Source organism: Streptococcus sp. (assembly GCF_030825805.1).
Taxonomy (GTDB): domain Bacteria; phylum Bacillota; class Bacilli; order Lactobacillales; family Streptococcaceae; genus Streptococcus.
In genome coordinates this window covers 1-20,751 of record NZ_JAPJPF010000034.1, presented here as the reverse complement: position 1 = coordinate 20,751, position 20,751 = coordinate 1, and the positions used below count along the sequence as shown (strand labels likewise).

Sequence of the window (20,751 nt, the reverse complement as noted above, 5' to 3'; positions counted from 1 at the left end):
AATTGTTGGTGGCAAACGGCATCAACGTGCAACCTGGCCATACCTTGGCTTTGAATATCGATGTGGAGCAAAGAGAATTGGCCCACTTGATTGTGAAGGAAGCCTATGCTTTAGGTGCGCATGAAGTGATCATCCAATGGGCAGATGATTTTACTACCCGTGAAAAATTCCTCCATGCACCGATGGATCGCTTGGACAATGTGCCTGACTACAAGATTGCTGAGATGAACTACCTCTTGGAACACAAGGCCAGTCGCTTAGGTGTGCGTTCATCTGATCCAGGTGCCTTAAATGGTGTCGATGCAGAGAAGCTTTCTGCTTCTGCTAAAGCTTTGGGCATGGCCATGAAACCAATGCGCATCGCCACTCAATCTAACAAGGTCAGCTGGACAGTTGCTGCGGCAGCAGGTTTAGAGTGGGCGAAAAAGGTCTTTCCAAATGCGGCTAGTGATGAAGAAGCAGTGGATCTCCTGTGGGATCAGATCTTCAAGACCTGCCGGGTATACGAAGAAGATCCAGTCAAAGCTTGGGAAGAGCATGCAGCTATTCTCAAGAGCAAGGCAGATACACTTAATAAGGAACAATTCTCAGCTCTTCATTACACAGCACCAGGAACAGATTTGACTCTTGGCTTGCCGAAGAACCACGTCTGGGAATCTGCGGGGGCTATAAATGCCCAGGGCGAAGGCTTCCTGCCAAACATGCCGACAGAAGAGGTCTTCACAGCTCCTGACTTCCGTCGTGCAGAAGGTTATGTAACCTCTACAAAACCGCTTAGCTACAATGGGAACATCATCGAAGGCATCAAAGTGACCTTTGAAAATGGAGAAATTGTGGATATCACAGCTGAAAAAGGCGATCAAGTCATGAAAGATTTGGTCTTCAAAAACAAGGGAGCGCGTGCCTTAGGTGAATGTGCCCTCGTACCAGACCCAAGCCCAATTTCACAGTCAGGCATCACCTTCTTTAACACCCTCTTCGATGAAAATGCCTCTAACCACTTGGCCATCGGCGCAGCCTATGCAACCAGTGTAGAAGGTGGCGCAGAATTTACAGAAGAAGAACTCGAAGCAGCTGGCCTCAACCGCTCAGACGTCCACGTCGACTTCATGATTGGTTCAAACCAAATGGATATCGACGGCATCCGAGAAGATGGTACCCGCGTCCCAGTCTTCCACAACGGAGATTGGGCAATATAGGGAGCAGGACAGAAATCGGTAGACGCAGTCTCGATTTCGTAGTCCTGCCCCCACACAGTTGATTAGGAAGTACGAGTACCGCAGGTAGGAGTAGTTCCAATCAACCACTGCGCCAAGAGACAGAAATCAGTAACTCGAAGAGTTTGATTTCGTAGTCCTGCCCCCGCACAGTTGATTAGGAAGGGTCTTGCTCCGCAATCCCTATCCGCCACTTCAAAACAGTGTTTTGAGCCATCAACCACTGCGCCGAGAGATAGAAATCAGGTACTCAGAGCCTTTGTTTTTAGAATACATCAATAAAGAGTTTGGTTTTAAGAGCCAAGCTCTTTTTTTGTCCGCTAGTTTTAATGAAATATAGGGATAAAATTTTATAGCTTCTTCTCTTAATTAAAGAACCTTTCAAAGAAGGCTTGACGAGGGCCTGCTTTCTAGATAGACTGGAAGTAAGCGTTTACACAAAACAAATTTTAGGAGGTCCTGATGAAATCACATCAACCACGTTATGCTATTCGCAAGTATGCTGTAGGAGTTGCTTCGGTACTGGTTGGCTTTTTTGCTAGCGGTCAAGTCGTAGCAGCAGATACGCCAAGCGTTACAGAAAGGCCCGCAACGACTCTTCCGACGCAGCCAAGTGAAGGAGACTTGCCTCTCTCCGCTACGGAGGAAGCTGCTCAGCCGGTGGTAGAAAAACCAACTGTTCCTGCTCCAATCGTTGATCAAAGTCAACCGACCTTACCTGATCGAGAATTGCGCGCATCTGATCTTGATCGCTTGATTCGTGAAGAAGCGATCTCTGTCACAGAAGCTGATGGGACAGCTCAACCGGTTCCGGTAACAGCAGCGACGGAAACACCCGCTAAAGATCCAGAGCAAGAAGAAAAATTGGCCAAGAAAAAAGTCATCTCTATTGATGCGGGTCGCAAGTACTTCTCACCTGATCAAATAAAGGAAATCATTGATGAAGCCAGCAAGACAGGTTATACCGATTTGCATCTCTTAGTGGGAAATGATGGTTTGCGCTTTGTCCTTGATGACATGTCCTTGCAAGTAGGAGATGCGTCCTACTCAAGTCAAGCGGTCAAAGAGGCAGTTGAAAAAGGAACCAAAGCCTACTATGACGATCCAAATGGAACAGCCTTGACGCAGGCTCAAATGGATGACATTTTGGCTTATGCTAAATCCAAGAATATAGGCGTGATTCCAACAATTAATAGCCCAGGGCACATGGATGCAATCCTAACCGCTATGGAGCAATTAGGGATCGAAAACCCTCACTTTAATTACTTTGGCACGAAAAAGTCAGAACGGACCGTTGATTTAGACAACCAAAAAGCCTTAGATTTCACCAAAGCCTTGGTGGACAAGTATGCGGCTTATTTCAGTGGCAAGACAGACATCTTTAACATCGGTTTGGACGAATATGCCAATGATGCAACAGATGCCCATGGTTGGCAGGTTCTCCAAGCTAGCAAGCATTGGCCAGATGAAGGCTATCCAGATAAAGGCTACGAAAAATTCATCCAATATGCCAATGATCTAGCGGCTATTGTGAAAAAACACAAGATGAAACCAATGGCCTTCAACGACGGTATCTACTACAATGGCGACACCTCCTACGGAACTTTTGATAAGGATATCATTGTATCCTACTGGACAGGTGGTTGGAACGGCTATGATGTGGCTTCTTCAAAATTCTTGTCTGAACTAGGCCATCAAATCTTAAATACCAATGATGCTTGGTACTACGTTCTCGGTCGGGATAAGGCTGGATCAGGTTGGTACAATCTCGATCAAGGTCTCGAAGGAATTTCCAAGTCAGCGATTGATGTTGTTCAAAAGAATGATGGGGCTAAGGTTCCATTTATCGGTGGGATGGTAGCTGCCTGGGCAGATACGCCATCTGCAACCTACAAAAAAGAGCTTCTCTTCAAGCTCATGCAGGCTTTTGCGGATAAGAACGCAGACTACTTTGTAGCAGACCCTGAAATCGTCGAAAAAGCTCTTGCGGAAGCTCCAACTGATTTGGACCATTACACTCCAGAATCGCTAGTAGCCTTTACAGCAGCGAAAGAGGCACTAGAAGGAGTGGGAGCAGAAACGACACGAGCAGAAGCCAAAGAACTGATTTCTTCTCTCAAAGCCGCTCAAGAGGCCTTAGTCCATACAGAAAGCTATGCCAAAGAGTTGGCAGACAAGGAAGCTGCTGAAAAACTAGCCAAGAGCAAGGTAATTTCCATTGACGCAGGACGCAAATACTTCTCGCTAGATCAGCTGAAACGAATCGTGGACAAGGCCAGTGAGCTGGGATATTCTGACTTGCACCTCCTTGTCGGAAATGATGGCATGCGCTTCGTACTCGATGATATGACGGTTGAAGCCAATGGCAAGACTTATGCCAGCGATGACGTAAAACAGGCGCTTCTCGAAGGTACCAAGGCCTACTATGACGATCCAAATGGTCAAGCTTTGACCCAAGCAGAAATGGATGAGTTACTGGCTTATGCTAGCTCAAAAGGGATTGGCTTGATCCCGGCAGTCAATAGTCCAGGTCATATGGACGCTATCTTGGTAGCGATGGAAAAACTAGGTATCGAACATCCACAAGCGACCTTTGATACAGTTTCCAAGACAACCATGGATCTAACCAACGAAGAAGCCGTCAACTTCACCAAGGCCCTAATTGGTAAGTACATGGACTATTTCAAAGGCAAGTCTAAGATCTTTAACTATGGAACAGACGAATACGCCAATGATGCCACCAATGCCCAAGGCTGGTACTACCTCAAATGGTATGAGCTCTATGGTAAGTTTGCGGACTATTCCAACAGTCTCGCAGCTATGGCTCGTGAAAAAGGCTTGCAACCAATGGCCTTTAACGATGGCTTCTACTATGGAGACGAAGATGATGTTGCCTTTGACAAGGACGTCTTGATTTCATACTGGTCTAAAGGATGGTGGGGCTATAACCTCGCATCACCACAGTACCTAGCAGATAAGGGCTACAAATTCCTCAATACAAACGGTGACTGGTACTATGTTTTGGGGCACAGGGGAGATCAAAGCTATCCACTCGATAAAGCTATCCAACATTCAGAAACTGTTCCATTTGAACAATTAGCTTCAACCAAATACCCTGATGTGAAATTACCAGTGTCCGGAAGTATGTTGGGAATCTGGGCAGATGAACCAGCCAATGAATACAAGGAAGAAGAAGTCTTCCAGGTCATGGAAGCATTTGCCAACCACAATAAGGACTATTTCAAAGCTGACTATACGCCCCTTCGTGCGGCCCTTGCAAGTGTTCCAACAGATCTTTCCATCTATACAGAGGAATCTCGTTCAGCTCTTGCAAAAGTCTTGGATACATTGAACTGGACTGTCAGTCGTGCCCATCAAGAAAAGGTAGATGAGCAAGTGACAAGCCTAACGCAAGCTCTCAGCCAGTTGAAACCAATCACCCAAGTGGGAAGTCAAGCAGAAAATGATGTCAGAGCCTTGGTAGAAGACAAACCAAGCTTGGAAATCGTTGAAAAAGAACTAGATTTTGAAGTCGTCGAACGTACGAATCCAGACTTGGCCAAGGGTGAACGAAAAGTGGTTCAAGCAGGTGTCAAAGGCCAGAATCGTGAATTTGTTGCGGTCTCTGCTCTTGATAAGAGCCGCCAAGTGGTAGGAACAGAAGTTTCGAAAGAAGCTGTTTCTGAGATTGTGGAAGTGGGCACCAAGGAGGCAGAAGTGATCACTCCGACTCCAGGTTTACAGGATGGTCCAAGTCCTCAACCAGACTTACCTCAAGTCGATCTAGGAAGTCATCATCAAGTAAGACCAGTAGCTCCTGAAGTGAAGCCACTTGTGAATGCTCAACCAGCTCCAGTCTCTTCAGAACAAAAACCAGTGGAAGAGGCTAAGCCAGCACCGGTGCAAGACCAAACACCGTCTAGCCATCAACTTCCTGAGACTGGACAAGAGTCTATCTTAGGTTTGGCCTTACTTGGAGCTGTTCTTGGTGCAACAGGTATGGGTCTCAAAGGACGGAAAGAAGACTAATCAGCCCCCCGATTGAACTAAGTTTTTCTATTTTCCAGAGATGGAAAAGGAAAGACTTGGTTCTTTTTTTGACTTCAAAACTGTACCCGGACAGTCATGGCTTTTCTGCCTTGTTCAGCTTGGATGAACTTGATAAAATAAAAACATGACACGATACAAAGCAACTATTTCTTACGATGGAACGCTATTTGCAGGTTTCCAACGCCAACCGCATGCGCGTAGTGTACAAGAAGAAATCGAGAAGACCTTAATGCGTCTGAATCAAGGAAATCCCGTGACCATCCATGGCGCGGGCCGGACGGATGCAGGCGTCCATGCCCTTGGGCAGGTCATCCATTTTGATCTCCCTCAGCCACGGGATGAGGAGAAGCTCCGCTTTGCCCTCGATACCCAGACCCCAGAGGATATTGATTTCATCCGGGTGGAGCAAGTAGCAGATGACTTTCACTCACGTTACAAGAAGCACAGCAAGACTTACGAATTCATCGTGGATTATGGTCGCCCCAAGAACCCCATGATGCGCCACTATGCCACCCACTATCCCTACCCCTTGGATGTGGCCAAGATGCAAGCAGCCATCCAAAAGTTGGAGGGGACCCATGATTTCACTGGATTTACTGCTTCGGGTACCAGTGTGGAAGACAAGGTTCGCACGATTACAGAGGCTCGCTTGGTTGAGGACGCGGCAAATCATCGCCTTCTCTTTACCTTTTCAGGTAATGGCTTTCTCTACAAGCAAATCCGCAATATGGTGGGAACCTTGCTAAAGATTGGCAATGGACGAATGCCGGTGGAGCAAATTGACTTGATTTTAGAAAAAAAGGACCGCAATCTAGCAGGTCCTACAGCAGCGCCAAATGGCTTATATTTAAAGGAGATTCGGTATGAGTAATGAATTGATTCTAGCTATTTCAGGAAATGATATTTTTAGTGGGGGAGGTCTTCACGCTGACCTGGCCACCTATACAACCAACAAACAGCATGGCTTTGTAGCAGTGACTTGTTTGACCGCTATGACGGAGCACGGTTTTGAAGTGATTCCGGTGGATCCGACGACCTTTGCTCAACAGCTCAACTCTCTCAAGGATGTTCCTTTCTCTGCTATTAAACTCGGCCTCTTGCCAAATGTCCAAGTGGCAGACTTAGCCTTGGACTATGTCAAAGCCCATGCGGAGATTCCTGTGGTACTAGACCCTGTCTTGGTCTGCAAGGAAACCCATGACGTGGAAGTATCAGCCCTTCGAGACGAATTGATCAAGTTCTTCCCTTATGTGACCATCATCACGCCAAACTTACCAGAAGCTGAGATCTTGACTCAAAGTAAGATTCAATCGCTCGATGATATGAAAGAGGCTGCTCGTAAGCTCCATGAATTGGGAGCAGCGACTGTCGTGGTCAAAGGGGGCAATCGCCTCAACAAGGAAAAAGCCATCGATGTTTTTTATGACGGCCAAGCCTTTACCATCTTCGAAGAAGACGTTTTAGAAAAGAATAATACAGGAGCTGGTTGTACCTTTGCCTCTAGCATAGCAAGCCAGTTAGTCCAAGGGAAGGCAACCTTAGAAGCTGTCAAAGCCTCTAAAGACTTTGTCTACCAAGCCATTCAAAAATCAGATCAATATGGAGTAGTTCAATATGACCAATAAACGGACCCAAGTAATCGCGCATTTAGCCATTTTAACCGCCTTGACAGTTGTACTAGGCTATTATACTAAGTTGCCAACTCCTACCGGGATGGTGACCTTGCTGGATCTAGGTGTCTACTTTACTGCCTTTTATCTGGGACGCAAAGAAGGAGCAGTGGTCGGTGGTCTTGGTGCCTTTCTCTTGGACCTCCTCTCTGGCTATCCTCAATGGATGTTCTTTAGTCTCTTGTTTCACGGAGCTCAAGGCTATTTTGCTGGCTTTAAAGGAAAAGCCCGTTACATCGGTCTGCTTCTAGGAACGGTTATCATGGTAGGTGGTTATGCCCTAGCTTCAGCACTCTTTTTAGGAAATACCTGGGTAGCGGCCATTGAAGAGGTTCCTCATAATCTGGTTCAAAACTTCGTTGGGATGGCTCTGGGATATGCTCTGTATCATTTCTTACCAAAGAAGGGAAATTAGAAGATGGAGTTAGAGCAATTAAAAAGAGAAACCCAAGAGATCTTGCTGGATCTATTATCCAAGGCCAATCTGCATCAGGGACAAATCCTCGTATTAGGCCTGTCCACCAGTGAAGTCGCTGGCGCAAGTATCGGGAAGAACTCAAGCCTGGAGATTGGGCAAGCCATTGTAAAAACCATCCTGGATACCCTAATTCCCAAAGGGATTTACTTAGCTGTCCAAGGATGTGAGCATCTTAACCGCGCTCTGGTGGTCGAACGTGAACTAGCAGAGAAGAAAGACTTAGAAATCGTCAATGTGCTACCGAGCCTCCATGCGGGGGGTGCCGGACAGTTGGCAGCCTTCGGTTATATGAAAGACCCTGTTGAAGTGGAATACATCACAGCTCAGGCTGGTTTGGACATTGGGGATACTTCTATCGGGATGCATGTCAAGCATGTGCAAGTACCCGTTCGCCCTATCTTGAAAGAACTGGGTGGCGCTCATGTGACGGCTCTAGCCAGTCGTCCAAAGTTGATCGGTGGGGCGCGTGCTACTTACCAGGAAGACCCGCTTCGGAAGTCCTAATAGGAAGGAAACTAGTTCAGGCACGGACTAGTTTTTTTTTATTCCGGGACAATTTTTGAGATAGGAAAGAAATTTTAAATCTTTTGGTCTTTAGAAACCACTATAAAATTCCTCTAAAAAGAAGCAGTTTCCACAAAACCAAGATGCCCAAAAACTTGCATTTTCGAAGTTTTATGGTAAAATTATTAGGAATGACTATATTATTTTAAGGAGAGACAGAATGTCTGTATCATTTGAAAACAAAGAAACAAACCGCGGAGTATTGACTTTTACCATCAGTCAAGACCAAATTAAACCAGCTTTAGACCGCGTGTTTGAGTCTGTTAAGAAAAACTTGAACGTACCAGGATTCCGTAAAGGTCACCTTCCACGTCCGATCTTCAACCAACGTTTTGGTGAAGAATCACTTTATCAAGATGCTTTGAACGATCTTCTTCCAGCAGCTTATGAAGCAGCAGTAAAAGAAGCAGGTCTTGAAGTGGTTGCTCAACCAACTTTTGACGTTGTATCAATGGAAAAAGGTCAAGATTGGACATTGACAGCAAATGTTGTTACAAAACCAGAAGTAAAATTGGGTGCTTACAAAGACCTTGAAGTATCTGTAGAAGTTTCTAAAGAAGTAACAGATGAAGATGTAGATGCACGTATCGAACGCGAACGCAACAACTTGGCTGAATTGGTAATCAAAGAAGGACCAGCAGCTGAAGGTGATACTGTTGTGATCGACTTTGTAGGTTCTGTTGACGGTGTTGAGTTTGACGGAGGAAAAGGAGATAACTTCTCACTTGGACTTGGTTCAGGTCAATTCATCCCAGGTTTCGAAGACCAATTGGTTGGACACTCAGCTGGTGAAACAGTTGATGTCATCGTAACTTTCCCAGAAAACTACCAAGCAACTGACCTTGCAGGTAAAGAAGCAAAATTCGTGACAACCATCCACGAGGTAAAAGCAAAAGAAGTACCAGCTCTTGACGATGAATTGGCAAAAGACATCGATGAAGAAGTTGAAACTCTTGCTGAATTGAAAGAAAAATATCGCAAAGAGTTGGCTGAAGCGAAAGAAGAAGCTTACAAAGACGCAGTTGAGTCAGCAGCGATTGACCTTGCAGTAGAAAATGCAGAAATCGTTGACCTTCCAGAAGAAATGATCCACGAAGAAGTACACCGTGCTGTCAATGAATTCCTAGGAAACATGCAACGTCAAGGAATCTCTCCAGACATGTATTTCCAAATCACTGGTACAACTCAAGAAGATCTTCACAAACAATATGAAGCAGATGCAGCAGCACGTACTAAGACAAACCTTGTCGTAGAAGCGGTTGCTAAAGCAGAAGGCTTCGAAGCAACTGACGAAGAAGTAACTGCAGAAATCGAACAATTGGCAGCAGACTACAACATGCCAGTTGAACAAGTTCGTAGCTTGCTTTCACCAGAAATGTTGAAACACGATATTGCTGTGAAGAAAGCTGTTGAAGTGATCACAAGCACTGCAAAAGTAAAATAAAAAAGACGATCTTCCATCTTGATGGAAACAAGTTATAAGAAGAAAAGCTGAGGCCATGTGTCCCGGCTTTTCTCTTCTTATTGGCGCGGAATTTTCCTTTGACGAAAGGGGAAAATTATCGTACAATAGAGTGTAACGATAAATGATGTATTCTAGGGGTATCCTCTTTTTTAATGAAAAGAGTGTTGCCTTGAGATAAAAATGAAGGAGATCTACCTTGGAATTAGAAGTATTTGCTGGACAAGAAAAAAGTGAACTTTCAATGATTGAAGTAGCCCGTGCGATCTTAGAGTCACGTGGCCGTGATCATGAAATGTATTTCAATGACCTGGTCAATGAAATTCAAAACTACCTCGAAAAATCAAACAGTGAAATTCGTGAAGCTCTTCCCTTGTTCTATACAGAATTAAATGTGGACGGAAGCTTTATCCCACTAGGAGACAACAAATGGGGACTTCGCTCATGGTATGCGATCGATGAGGTAGATGAAGAAATCATCGCTCTTGAAGAAACAGATGAAGACGAAGAGCCTAAGAAACGTAAGAAAAAACGCGTCAATGCCTTTATGGATGGCGACGAAGACGCGATTGATTACAATGCGGATGATCCAGAAGACGAAGATGTCTACGAAGCAGATCCAGCGCTTACTTACGATGATGAAAACCCAGAAGATGAGAAGGATGAAGTGGAAGCCTATGACGCTGAAATCAATGAAATCTCACCAGATGAGTTGGATGAAGAAGTTGAGTTAAGTGACGAAGAAGACGAAGAAGAGTCTTACGAAGAAGAAGAATAATCAAAAAAAACAAGGAATTCGTTCCTTGTTTTTTTTTTTGCTTGAAGGAGGCTTCAAGGAGGAGTATAATAAGAGTGTAAGCCTGACGTAGCGCAGAAGGAGGAAGGGGATATGGACTGGATACTTGATCAAAGTTTGGTGGATTTGGGGATTGAGACAGTTGTAATAGGAGTGGCCAAACAGGTGGATCCGCAAGCTCCCTTGTCTGCAACTTTTCTAGATAAAAAGAAGGAGATGGAAGCCTGGGCCTTAAATTGTGATCTCAGCTCGGTGAAAGAGGAGGCAGTTGTACAAGGCTATATGGAATTGTTGAAGGAAGTGGGGCGTAGTGTCAAGAAGAACCCGCCGACAATTCTTGCTTTGATTAAGAATATCCAAAGTCGAGGCTTCCTTCCGACGATCAATAGTGTAATTGATATTTATAATGTTGAATGTCTTCGTTCCTTTCTAGCCATCGGAGGGCATGATTTGGATAAGATACAGGGACCAATCGAGTTTACGATTAGTCAAAGAGAGGATACCTTTTTGCCCATCTTATCAACAGAAAAGCATGTTAGTGAAACCGATCCGGTCTACCGAGATCAAGAGGGTATTATGGCCTGGCTAGATGTGAGAGATGGTGAGCGCTATAAGATGGAGGAAACTACCCGCAATGCCCTCTTTATCATCCAGGGGAATCGAGCGACCTCTGTAGAGATGCGCTTGGAAGCACTCGATCGGATCAGGGAAGATTTGGCCTCTTGCATGCCTGATTTAGAATTTGAAAAATATCTGGTTACCCCCAGTGAGACAATTCCAGTCCCTTAAAGGAAGTCCTCCTGTGATAGGGATGTGTCCTCATTTGAACAGGAGAAACAAGTGAAGCTGCTAAGGCTTTTCCTGATTTGGGAAAATCTGCAAACTTTGAAAAAAGTTTGAAAAAAATCTTGACAAGAAAGTAGAAGATTGATATACTAGTAAGGTACTCAATCGCGGGGATGGCGGAATTGGCAGACGCGCAGGACTAAGGATCCTGTGACCGCTTTAGGTCGTGAGGGTTCAAGTCCCTCTCTCCGCATCAGATAACCAAGACAGCTTCGGCTGTCTTTTTTCTTGTTCATTTAGCAGAAAGAATGCTTGAAAGAGAAGAAAACGCTTTAAAGGTTCAGGAAAAGCTAGCATTTTCAATGAAAAAGTGATAAAATAAACAATGTAAGTGGTTTAACCACAAAAAATAAGAGGAGGCCTACAACTAATGGCAATCGTTTCAGCAGAAAAATTTGTCCAAGCAGCTCGTGACAATGGTTACGCAGTTGGTGGATTTAACACAAACAACCTTGAGTGGACTCAAGCTATCTTGCGTGCAGCAGAAGCTAAAAAAGCTCCAGTTTTGATCCAAACTTCTATGGGTGCTGCTAAATACATGGGTGGTTACAAAGTAGCTCGCAACATGATCGCTAACCTTGTTGAAGCAATGGGTATCACTGTACCAGTTGCAATCCACCTTGACCATGGTCACTACGAAGATGCTCTTGAGTGTATCGAAGTTGGTTACACTTCAATCATGTTCGACGGATCACACCTTCCAGTTGAAGAAAACCTTAAATTGGCGAAAGAAGTTGTAGAAAAAGCTCACGCTAAAGGTATCTCAGTTGAGGCTGAAGTTGGTACAATCGGTGGTGAAGAAGACGGTATCGTTGGTAAAGGTGAATTGGCACCAATCGAAGATGCTAAAGCAATGGTTGCTACAGGAATCGACTTCTTGGCAGCAGGTATTGGTAACATCCACGGTCCATACCCAGCAAACTGGGAAGGTCTTGACCTTGACCACTTGAAGAAATTGACAGAAGCTCTTCCAGGATTCCCAATCGTATTGCACGGTGGTTCAGGTATCCCTGATGAGCAAATCCAAGCAGCTATCAAACTTGGTGTTGCGAAAGTTAACGTTAACACTGAGTGCCAAATCGCATTCGCTAACGCAACTCGTCAATTCGTATGTGAATACGATGCAAACGAAGCAGAATACGACAAGAAGAAACTCTTCGACCCACGTAAATTCTTGAAACCAGGATTCGAAGCAATCACAGCTTCAGTTGAAGAACGTATCGACGTATTTGGTAGCGAAAACAAAGCTTAATCTTGCTTGAAACGTTATTAACCAGAGGTTTATCCGCAAGGATAAGCCTTTTTTGGTTCTCTTATTTGGAAAAGTGTTTATTGTAAACAAAAAATGATTGCGATTCTGACAGTTTAAGGTTATAATAAACAAAAACGAAGTAAGTAGGTAGGGAATGAAAAAACAGGAAAGACTGAATGAGATTATCAATCTGGTCAATAAAGCTGGAACCGTTTATGTTCAAGACATCATGGAAAGTATGCAGGTGTCGGATATGACGGTCCGTCGGGATTTGATTGAATTGGAAAAGCAAGGTCTCCTTATTCGGGTTCGAAATGGAGCCAAAAGTAACCAATTCCTCCCATCACGGGAACTGCCCCATGAAGAGAAGTTGCTAAAGAATATTCTAGCTAAGCGTGAAGTAGCGAAGAAAGCTAGCGAACTGATAAAAGAAGGCGAGAGTATTTTCCTTGGACCGGGGACCTCTGTTGAAGTTCTTTCTGAAGCCATTAATAATAAGGAACTGCGCGTGGTGACAAATTGTCTACCGATTTTTCAAGAATTGTTAAAGAAAAAAAGTGATACCTTTAAGGTAATCCTCTTGGGAGGAGAACTCCGAGAAACCAGTCAAGCTTTTGTCGGCGAGATAACGAACACTCTCATGGAAAGAATGTACTTCCACAAGATGTTTTTTAGTGGGAATGGCATTGTGGATGGACGGGTTCTGACCTCTTCTTTTGAAGAAGCCTATACGCAAAAGTTAGCCTTAGAACGTTCTTCCGAAGCCTATCTACTGATTGACTCCTCCAAGATTGGCAAGGAAGACTTTACCTCTATCTGTTCCTTGAAAAAAGTAACTGCGGTGATAACGGACGATGCATCTGAGAAAGCACATGAAGAATTAGAGGAATATACACGTGTGATTGTATAAATAATAAACTGAAAAGAGAGAGCGATTCTCTCTTTTTTTGTTTATTACAAACAATTTAGGGCTAAAAAATAATAAAAAATAAAGAAAAATGAAAAAAATAAACAAAAAAACAGTTGACAACAAACAAAATTAGCGCTATACTGTGTTTGTGAATAACAAAACGAAGTCGAATGAAGAAAGAGGAGAACTTTCTTTGTTGACGGAAATGCAAAAAGGAGAAGCATATGGCAATTGTAGTTGGTGCGGATGCAGCAGGTATCCGCTTAAAAGAAGTAGTCAAAGAATATTTGGAAGCAGAAGGTTTCCAAGTGGTGGATGTGACAGAAGAAGGGCAAGACTTTGTGGATGTGACCTTGGCTGTTGCAAAAGAAGTCAAACAAGCAGAAGACAATCTTGGTATTGTTATTGATGCTTATGGAGCTGGCCCATTCATGGTCGCTACTAAAATTAAAGGAATGGTTGCGGCAGAAGTTTCAGATGAGCGTTCTGCCTACATGACTCGTGGCCACAACAATTCTCGCATGATCACCATGGGTGCTCAAATCGTGGGTGACCAATTGGCCAAAAATATCGCCAAAGGTTTTGTAAACGGTAAGTATGACGGCGGTCGCCACCAAATCCGTGTCGATATGCTCAACAAGATGTGCTAAGGGGAGGAGTAAAGGAATGAAAATTGCAATTGGATGTGACCATATTGTCACAAATGAAAAAATGGCTGTTTCTGAATTTTTGAAATCAAAAGGTTATGAAGTCCTTGACTTCGGAACCTATGACCACGCGCGTACCCACTACCCAATTTTTGGGAAAAAAGTCGGAGAAGCAGTAGCTAGTGGTCAAGCTGATCTTGGAGTATGTATCTGTGGTACTGGTGTTGGAATTAACAACGCTGTTAACAAGGTTCCTGGAATTCGTTCAGCCTTGGTACGCGACATGACAACGGCTCTTTATGCAAAAGAAGAACTCAATGCTAATGTCATTGGTTTTGGTGGGAAAGTAACCGGTGAATTGCTCATGTGTGATATCATTGAAGCTTTCATTCATGCAGAATACAAACCAAGTGAAGAAAACAAGAAATTGATTGCCAAGATTCAACATTTGGAAACGCATAATGATCACCAAGAGGATGCAGACTTCTTCACAGAATTCCTTGAAAAATGGGACCGTGGGGAATACCACGACTAAGAGGTGAGTCTATGATTTTAACGGTAACCATGAACCCTTCAATCGACATTTCCTATCCATTAGAAACCTTACACTTGGATACGGTCAATCGAGTTGACAAGGTAAGCAAAACCGCAGGAGGGAAGGGTCTCAATGTCACACGGGTCCTTGCAGAGATTGGAGATCCTGTCTCGGCAACTGGTCTGATTGGTGGTTCAACAGGCCAATTTATCTTGGACCATCTGGATCAGGAAATCGGCAAAGAATTCTTTGAAATTCAAGGGGAGACCCGGAATTGTATTGCGATCCTTCACGAAGGACAACAAACTGAAATCCTGGAAAAAGGTCCGTCTGTTTCTGAAGAAGAAGGGCAAGCCTTTCTTGATCACTATGAAGCCTTGCTTCCAGATGTAGCAGTCGTTGCTATCTCAGGTAGTTTACCAGCTGGTTTACCAGTTGATTATTATGTGAAATTAGTCGAGCGCGCTAAGAAGGCAGGAAAACCAGTCGTTCTTGATTGTTCAGGTGCTTCCCTGGAAAAAGCTCTAGCAGCACCTGTAAAACCAACGGTGATTAAACCCAATCGCGAAGAATTATCTCAACTCTTAGGACGGGATGTTTCAGCTGATTTTGAGGACTTAAAAGAAGTATTGAAAGACCCACTGTTTGAAGGAATCGAATGGATTATCGTCTCCTTAGGTGGAGATGGTGCCTTTGCCAAACACGGAGACAGCTTCTATAAGGTCGATATTCCAAAAATTGAAGTGGTCAATCCAGTGGGATCTGGAGATTCAACTGTGGCTGGGATTTCTGCTGCCCTCAGTAGCGGAAAAGATGACGTGGCTCTCTTGACCCATGCTATGGTCCTAGGGATGCTAAATGCCCAAGAAAAGATGACAGGGCATGTCAATATGGCCCACTACGATGATTTGTATCAGAATATAATTGTAAAAGAGGTATAAGATGGTATTAACAGAACAAAAACGCAACTTTTTAGAAAAATTGAGCACCAAAGAGGGTGTGATCTCAGCCTTGGCCTTTGACCAACGTGGTGCCTTGAAACGCCTTATGGCTCAGTACCAAGACACAGAACCAACCGTGGCGCAAATGGAAGAATTGAAGGTCCTAGTAGCTGAAGAATTGACACCATTCGCATCTTCTATGCTCTTGGATCCTGAGTATGGACTTCCAGCGACTAAGGTCTTGGATGCAGAAGCAGGTCTCTTGTTGGCTTATGAAAAAACAGGCTACGACACTTCTAGCACTAAACGTCTGCCAGACTGCCTCAACCTTTGGTCAGCTAAACGCATCAAAGAACAGGGTGCAGATGCAGTGAAATTCTTGCTCTATTATGATGTGGATAGTGCAGATGAACTTAACCAAGAAAAACAGGCCTACATTGAACGCATCGGTTCAGAATGTGCAGCAGAAGAAATTCCATTCTTCCTTGAAATCTTGGCCTATGATGAAAAAATCGCGGATGCAGGTTCTGTAGAATATGCGAAAGTAAAACCTCGTAAGGTCATCGAAGCTATGAAAGTCTTCTCAGACCCACGCTTCAACATTGATGTCTTGAAGGTAGAAGTGCCAGTTAATGTCAAATACGTTGAAGGCTTTGGCGATGGAGAAATTGTTCATAGCCGTGAAGAAGCTGCTGCCTTCTTTAAAGAACAAGAAGAAGCAACCAAGCTTCCATACATCTACTTGAGTGCAGGTGTTTCTGCCAAACTCTTCCAAGAAACCTTAGTCTTTGCCCATGAAGCAGGCGCGAACTTTAACGGGGTCCTTTGTGGCCGTGCAACTTGGGCTGGATCTGTAGAAGCCTACATCAAGAATGGGGAAGAGGCAGCTCGTGAATGGCTCCGTACCGAAGGTCGTCGCAACATTGAAGAGCTCAACCAAGTCTTAGACCAAGTCGCAACTTCTTGGAAAGAGCGTATTTAACAGTGTAGACCACTCCTTTAACGATGGTCGTTCGAATTTCCTTGAAGAGCCCAGAGAATACAACGATAAACAGCTATTTGTTAGAAAAAAACAAAAAAGTTAAAAAGTTGTTAAGAAAGGGTTTACAAAAACAAAAGCGTGTGCTATACTTAATCCATAATTGAATACAAGGTGAGTGTTAGTAAGTTAGATTACGCATGATCACAGATGAATTAGGGAAGACTCTCTCTAATCTCATTTGTGATCATTTTTTATACCTCAAACCTTGAATAAACTAGCAAGGAGAGTACCATGTATCGGATTTTAAATCCACTTAATCACAATGTTGCTCTGGTGAGGAATGACAAAGGGGAAGAACTGATTGTCATTGGAAAAGGAATCGTTTTTGGGAAAAAGAAGGGTGACCTAGTCCCTAAAGAAAAGGTAGAAAAGCTCTTTCGGATGAAAACAGAGGAATCCCGAGAGAACTTTATGACCCTGTTAAAAAATGTTCCATTAGACTTCATCACAGTGACCTACGAGATGATCGATTACTTGAGCAAAAAGTATCACTACCCCGTTCAAGAATATATCTATGTGACCTTGACCGACCACATGTTTTGCTCTTACCAGGCAGTGACCCAAGGCAGGTATAAGGAAAGTAATCTTTTGGATATCTCAGAGAACTATCCAGTGGCTTTTGAGATTGCCAAAGAGGCAGTAGACATCTATCGGGAGAAGCTCACAACTAGCTTCCCTGAAGATGAGGTCACTCGTATCGCCTATCATTTCATCAACGCAGAAGGTGAAAATGGAGCGGAGGTCGTGGATTCCATGGACCAGCGCAAAGAAATCTTAAAAGGTGTGGAAGAGGTTTTGGATAGTTATTCAATCAAACGAACCGAGACCAACAACAACTTTTATGATCGTTTCATGATTCATCTTAACTACTTCTTGGATTACCTGGATCGCAATCGGGATGATAATCAATCGCTTCTAGATATGGAGGAACATATCAAAAGCTCCTATCCCAAAGCCTTTGAGATTGGTTCCAAGATTTATGATGTGATTTCTAGGGAGACCGGGGTTGACTTGTACAAGAGTGAACGAGTCTATCTGGTCTTGCACATTCAACGCTTATTGTAACAACTTTTAAAAATTAAGAAATTCAAATTGGAGGAATTGGTCATGACCAAAGAAGAAATGACACTATTAGGTTTTGAGATCGTTGCGTATGCAGGGGATGCTCGTTCTAAACTCTTGGAGGCCCTCAAGGCGGCTGAGAAGGGTGACTTCGCTCAAGCGGAAAGCTTGGTAGAAGAAGCAGGAAGCTGTATCGCAGAGGCTCACAAATCTCAAACAACTATGCTAGCGCAAGAAGCAGCAGGAGAAGACCTCCCCTACAGCATTACCATGATGCATGGGCAGGACCACTTAATGACAACAATCCTATTAAAAGATGTGATTCATCATCTCATTGAACTATACAAAAGAGGAGCAAAATAATGCATAAATTAATTGAATTGATTGAGAAAGGAAAACCTTTCTTCGAGAAGATTTCTCGCAATAAATATTTGCGTGCCATCCGTGATGGGTTTATCGCAGGGATGCCAGTCATCTTATTCTCATCTATCTTTATCTTGATTGCCTATGTTCCAAATGCATGGGGCTTCCATTGGTCAAAAGAAATTGAAAACTTCTTGATGACACCTTATAGCTATTCGATGGGAATTCTGGCTTTCTTCGTAGGTGGAACTACAGCCAAAGCTCTGACAGATTCTGTCAACCGTGACCTACCTGCAACAAACCAGATCAACTTCTTGTCAACCATGTTGGCTTCTATGGTTGGATTCCTTTTAATGGCAGCTGAACCAGCGAAAGAAGGAGGTTTTCTGACTGCCTTTATGGGAACAAAAGGTCTTTTGACAGCCTTTATCGCAGCCTTTGTCACTGTTAATGTTTATAAGGTCTGCGTGAAAAATAATGTGACTATTCGCATGCCAGACGAAGTTCCACCAAATATCTCTCAAGTATTTAAAGACTTGATCCCATTCACTGTATCTGTTGTTCTCCTTTATGGACTTGAATTGATTGTGAAGGGAAGTCTGGGTGTAACAGTAGCTGAATCTATTGGTACCCTCCTTGCGCCTCTCTTCTCAGCAGCAGATGGCTATCTTGGAATCACGCTTATTTTTGGTGCGTATGCTTTCTTCTGGTTTGTGGGAATACACGGCCCTTCTATCGTAGAGCCTGCGATTGCAGCGATCACTTACGCAAATATCGATGCCAACTTGGCCCTATCTCAAGCTGGCCAACATGCAGATAAAGTCATCACATCTGGTACTCAAATGTTTATCGTTACCATGGGTGGTACTGGTGCGACCTTGATTGTTCCATTCCTCTTTATGTGGTTGTGTAAATCAGAACGGAACCGTGCAATTGGACGTGCTTCTGTTGTTCCTACATTCTTCGGTGTAAACGAACCAATCTTGTTTGGTGCACCTATCGTATTGAATCCGATCTTCTTTATTCCATTCATTTTTGCACCAATTGCCAACGTTTGGATCTTCAAATTCTTTGTTGATACCTTGGGAATGAACTCCTTCACGGCTAACCTTCCATGGGTTACACCTGGACCTTTGGGGATTGTCCTTGGTACAAACTTCCAAGTTCTCTCCTTCATCCTTGCGGCTCTTCTAGTAGTAGTAGACGTGGTTATTTACTACCCATTTGTGAAGGTGTACGATGAGCAAATTCTTGAAGAAGAGCGCTCTGGTAAAGCAAATGATGATTTGAAAGAAAAAGTTGCTGCAAACTTCAATACTGCTAAAGCAGACGCTATTCTTGAAAAAGCAGGTGTTGAAGATGCACCAGCTGAAAATACAATTACAGAAGAAACCAATGTTTTGGTTCTCTGTGCAGGTGGCGGAACTAGTGGACTTCTTGCCAACGCTTTGAATAAAGCTGCTGCAGAATACAATGTTCCTGTGAAGGCTGCTGCAGGTGGTTACGGTGCTCACCGTGAAATGTTGCCAGAATTTGACCTTGTTATCCTTGCCCCTCAAGTAGCTTCAAACTATGAAGATATGAAGGCTGAAACAGATAAACTAGGCATCAAATTGGCGAAGACAGAAGGTGCTCAGTACATTAAATTGACACGCGATGGACAAGGTGCTCTAGCCTTTGTTCAAGCTCAATTCGATTAACGATAGGGACTGTGAAACAGTCTCCTATCGTAACGGAAATCGCTATGGCGATTTTCCTAATCGACTTGTTAATTCGTCGGTAAAAATATATCGTTTTTACCTCCTCATGTCACAATTCGGTGGCTTGGAACAAGAAGTGAGATGGAGATGGATGGCTCACTAACTCCTCTCCCCTCACTTTTCATTATATCCAATCAAGAAATAGGTGAAAAAATGACAAAAACACTTCCTAAAGATTTTATTTTTGGAGGGGCAACGGCTGCCTATCAAGCAGAAGGAGCTACCTATACTGACGGAAAAGGACCAGTTGCTTGGGACAAATACTTAGCTGATAACTATTGGTATACAGCAGAACCAGCAAGCGATTTCTACCATAAATATCCAGTAGACTTACAGTTGGCTGAAGAATATGGCGTAAACGGAATTCGTATTTCTATTGCTTGGTCACGTATTTTCCCAACTGGCTATGGTGAAGTCAATCCAAAAGGGGTAGAATTCTATCATAAGTTATTTGCAGAATGTCATAAACGTCATGTAGAACCATTCGTAACTCTTCACCACTTTGATACTCCTGAAGCTCTTCACTCAAACGGAGACTTCTTGAATCGTGAAAATATCGAACACTTCGTAGATTATGCTGCTTTCTGTTTTGAAGAATTCCCAGAAGTCAACTACTGGACAACCTTCAATGAAATCGGCCCAATCGGTGATGGTCAATACTTGGTCGGTAAATTCCCACCAGGTATTCAATATGACCTTGCCAAAGTTTTCCAATCACACCACAATATGATGGTTTCTCATGCACGTGCTGTGAAATTGTATAAAGACAAAGGGTATGAAGGTGAAATTGGAGTTGTGCACGCTCTTCCAACTAAGTATCCGTTGGATCCAGAAAATCCAGCAGACGTTCGGGCGGCTGAATTGGAAGATATCATCCACAACAAATTTATCTTGGATGCTACTTACCTTGGACACTATTCCGATAAAACCATGGAAGGTGTAAACCACATTCTTTCAGTTAATGGTGGTGAGTTGGATCTTCGAGACGAAGACTTTGTGGCACTTGAAGCAGCTAAAGACCTGAATGACTTCCTTGGAATTAACTACTACATGAGTGATTGGATGGAAGCATTTGATGGTGAAACTGAAATCATCCACAATGGTAAAGGGGAAAAAGGAAGCTCTAAGTACCAAATTAAAGGTGTTGGTCGTCGTG

Annotated in this window: 19 protein-coding genes and 1 tRNA gene; all 20 read left to right on the top strand. The window is 43.6% G+C overall.

Translation table 11 applies throughout. From position 1 onward, the window contains the following. Nucleotides 1-2 precede the first annotated feature (2 nt). Nucleotides 3-1,199 carry an aminopeptidase gene (locus RCH62_RS06335; protein WP_306474862.1) on the top strand — a complete coding sequence of 399 codons (1,197 nt, stop codon included), beginning with the start codon at nt 3-5 and terminating at the stop codon, nt 1,197-1,199. Between the two features lie 480 nt (nt 1,200-1,679). Next, nucleotides 1,680-5,246, top strand: a complete 3,567-nt coding sequence (locus RCH62_RS06330) for a family 20 glycosylhydrolase (protein WP_306474861.1) — start codon at nt 1,680-1,682, stop codon at nt 5,244-5,246. Nucleotides 5,247-5,391: 145 nt separating this feature from the next. Continuing rightward, entirely contained in the window at nt 5,392-6,138 is a 747-nt protein-coding gene (gene truA / locus RCH62_RS06325; protein WP_306474860.1) for a tRNA pseudouridine(38-40) synthase TruA, read from the top strand. Further along, entirely contained in the window at nt 6,131-6,892 is a 762-nt protein-coding gene (locus RCH62_RS06320) for a bifunctional hydroxymethylpyrimidine kinase/phosphomethylpyrimidine kinase (RefSeq protein WP_154853835.1), read from the top strand. Before truA ends, RCH62_RS06320 begins: the two co-directional genes overlap by 8 nt. After that, complete coding sequence (locus tag RCH62_RS06315; RefSeq protein WP_048789871.1) at nt 6,882-7,352, top strand: ECF transporter S component; 471 nt, start codon at nt 6,882-6,884, stop codon at nt 7,350-7,352. Before RCH62_RS06320 ends, RCH62_RS06315 begins: the two co-directional genes overlap by 11 nt. A 3-nt stretch (nt 7,353-7,355) precedes the next feature. Then, the gene (locus RCH62_RS06310; RefSeq protein ID WP_306474859.1) at nt 7,356-7,919 is read left to right on the top strand and encodes a TIGR01440 family protein; all 564 of its coding nucleotides are present in this window, start codon (nt 7,356-7,358) and stop codon (nt 7,917-7,919) included. A gap of 220 nt (nt 7,920-8,139) precedes the next feature. Further along, the gene (tig, locus tag RCH62_RS06305) at nt 8,140-9,423 is read left to right on the top strand and encodes a trigger factor (RefSeq protein ID WP_048717652.1); all 1,284 of its coding nucleotides are present in this window, start codon (nt 8,140-8,142) and stop codon (nt 9,421-9,423) included. Nucleotides 9,424-9,640: 217 nt separating this feature from the next. Beyond that, nucleotides 9,641-10,219, top strand: coding sequence for a DNA-directed RNA polymerase subunit delta (gene rpoE, locus RCH62_RS06300; protein WP_048691524.1), 579 nt, complete (start codon nt 9,641-9,643; stop codon nt 10,217-10,219). A 111-nt stretch (nt 10,220-10,330) separates the two neighbouring features. Continuing rightward, nucleotides 10,331-11,026, top strand: coding sequence for a B3/4 domain-containing protein (locus RCH62_RS06295; RefSeq protein ID WP_306474858.1), 696 nt, complete (start codon nt 10,331-10,333; stop codon nt 11,024-11,026). A 164-nt stretch (nt 11,027-11,190) separates the two neighbouring features. After that, nucleotides 11,191-11,276, top strand: a tRNA-Leu gene (locus RCH62_RS06290). 177 nt (nt 11,277-11,453) lie between these two features. Further along, nucleotides 11,454-12,335, top strand: a complete 882-nt coding sequence (locus RCH62_RS06285; protein ID WP_306474857.1) for a class II fructose-bisphosphate aldolase — start codon at nt 11,454-11,456, stop codon at nt 12,333-12,335. Nucleotides 12,336-12,489: 154 nt separating this feature from the next. After that, entirely contained in the window at nt 12,490-13,245 is a 756-nt protein-coding gene (locus RCH62_RS06280) for a DeoR/GlpR family DNA-binding transcription regulator (RefSeq protein ID WP_006595008.1), read from the top strand. Between the two features lie 224 nt (nt 13,246-13,469). Then, nucleotides 13,470-13,895 (top strand): galactose-6-phosphate isomerase subunit LacA, encoded by a 426-nt coding sequence (gene lacA, locus RCH62_RS06275; RefSeq protein ID WP_006595007.1) that lies wholly within the window; start codon nt 13,470-13,472, stop codon nt 13,893-13,895. A 16-nt stretch (nt 13,896-13,911) separates the two neighbouring features. Then, nucleotides 13,912-14,427, top strand: coding sequence for a galactose-6-phosphate isomerase subunit LacB (gene lacB, locus RCH62_RS06270; RefSeq protein WP_023026585.1), 516 nt, complete (start codon nt 13,912-13,914; stop codon nt 14,425-14,427). An 11-nt stretch (nt 14,428-14,438) separates the two neighbouring features. Further along, complete coding sequence (locus RCH62_RS06265; protein WP_306474856.1) at nt 14,439-15,368, top strand: tagatose-6-phosphate kinase; 930 nt, start codon at nt 14,439-14,441, stop codon at nt 15,366-15,368. A 1-nt stretch (nt 15,369) separates the two neighbouring features. Further along, a complete protein-coding gene (gene lacD, locus RCH62_RS06260; protein WP_306474855.1) occupies nt 15,370-16,350 on the top strand; it encodes a tagatose-bisphosphate aldolase in 981 nt (326 codons plus the stop codon). A 291-nt stretch (nt 16,351-16,641) separates the two neighbouring features. Further along, nucleotides 16,642-17,475, top strand: a complete 834-nt coding sequence (locus RCH62_RS06255; protein ID WP_306474854.1) for a transcription antiterminator — start codon at nt 16,642-16,644, stop codon at nt 17,473-17,475. A gap of 42 nt (nt 17,476-17,517) precedes the next feature. Beyond that, complete coding sequence (locus RCH62_RS06250) at nt 17,518-17,835, top strand: PTS lactose/cellobiose transporter subunit IIA (protein ID WP_048691571.1); 318 nt, start codon at nt 17,518-17,520, stop codon at nt 17,833-17,835. Continuing rightward, nucleotides 17,835-19,535 carry a lactose-specific PTS transporter subunit EIIC gene (locus RCH62_RS06245; protein ID WP_048788780.1) on the top strand — a complete coding sequence of 567 codons (1,701 nt, stop codon included), beginning with the start codon at nt 17,835-17,837 and terminating at the stop codon, nt 19,533-19,535. The genes RCH62_RS06250 and RCH62_RS06245 overlap by 1 nt, the downstream gene beginning before the upstream one ends. Before the next feature lie 213 nt (nt 19,536-19,748). Next, nucleotides 19,749-20,751, top strand: a 1,003-nt coding sequence (gene lacG, locus RCH62_RS06240; RefSeq protein ID WP_306474853.1) for a 6-phospho-beta-galactosidase, incomplete at its 3' end; no start/stop codon positions are given.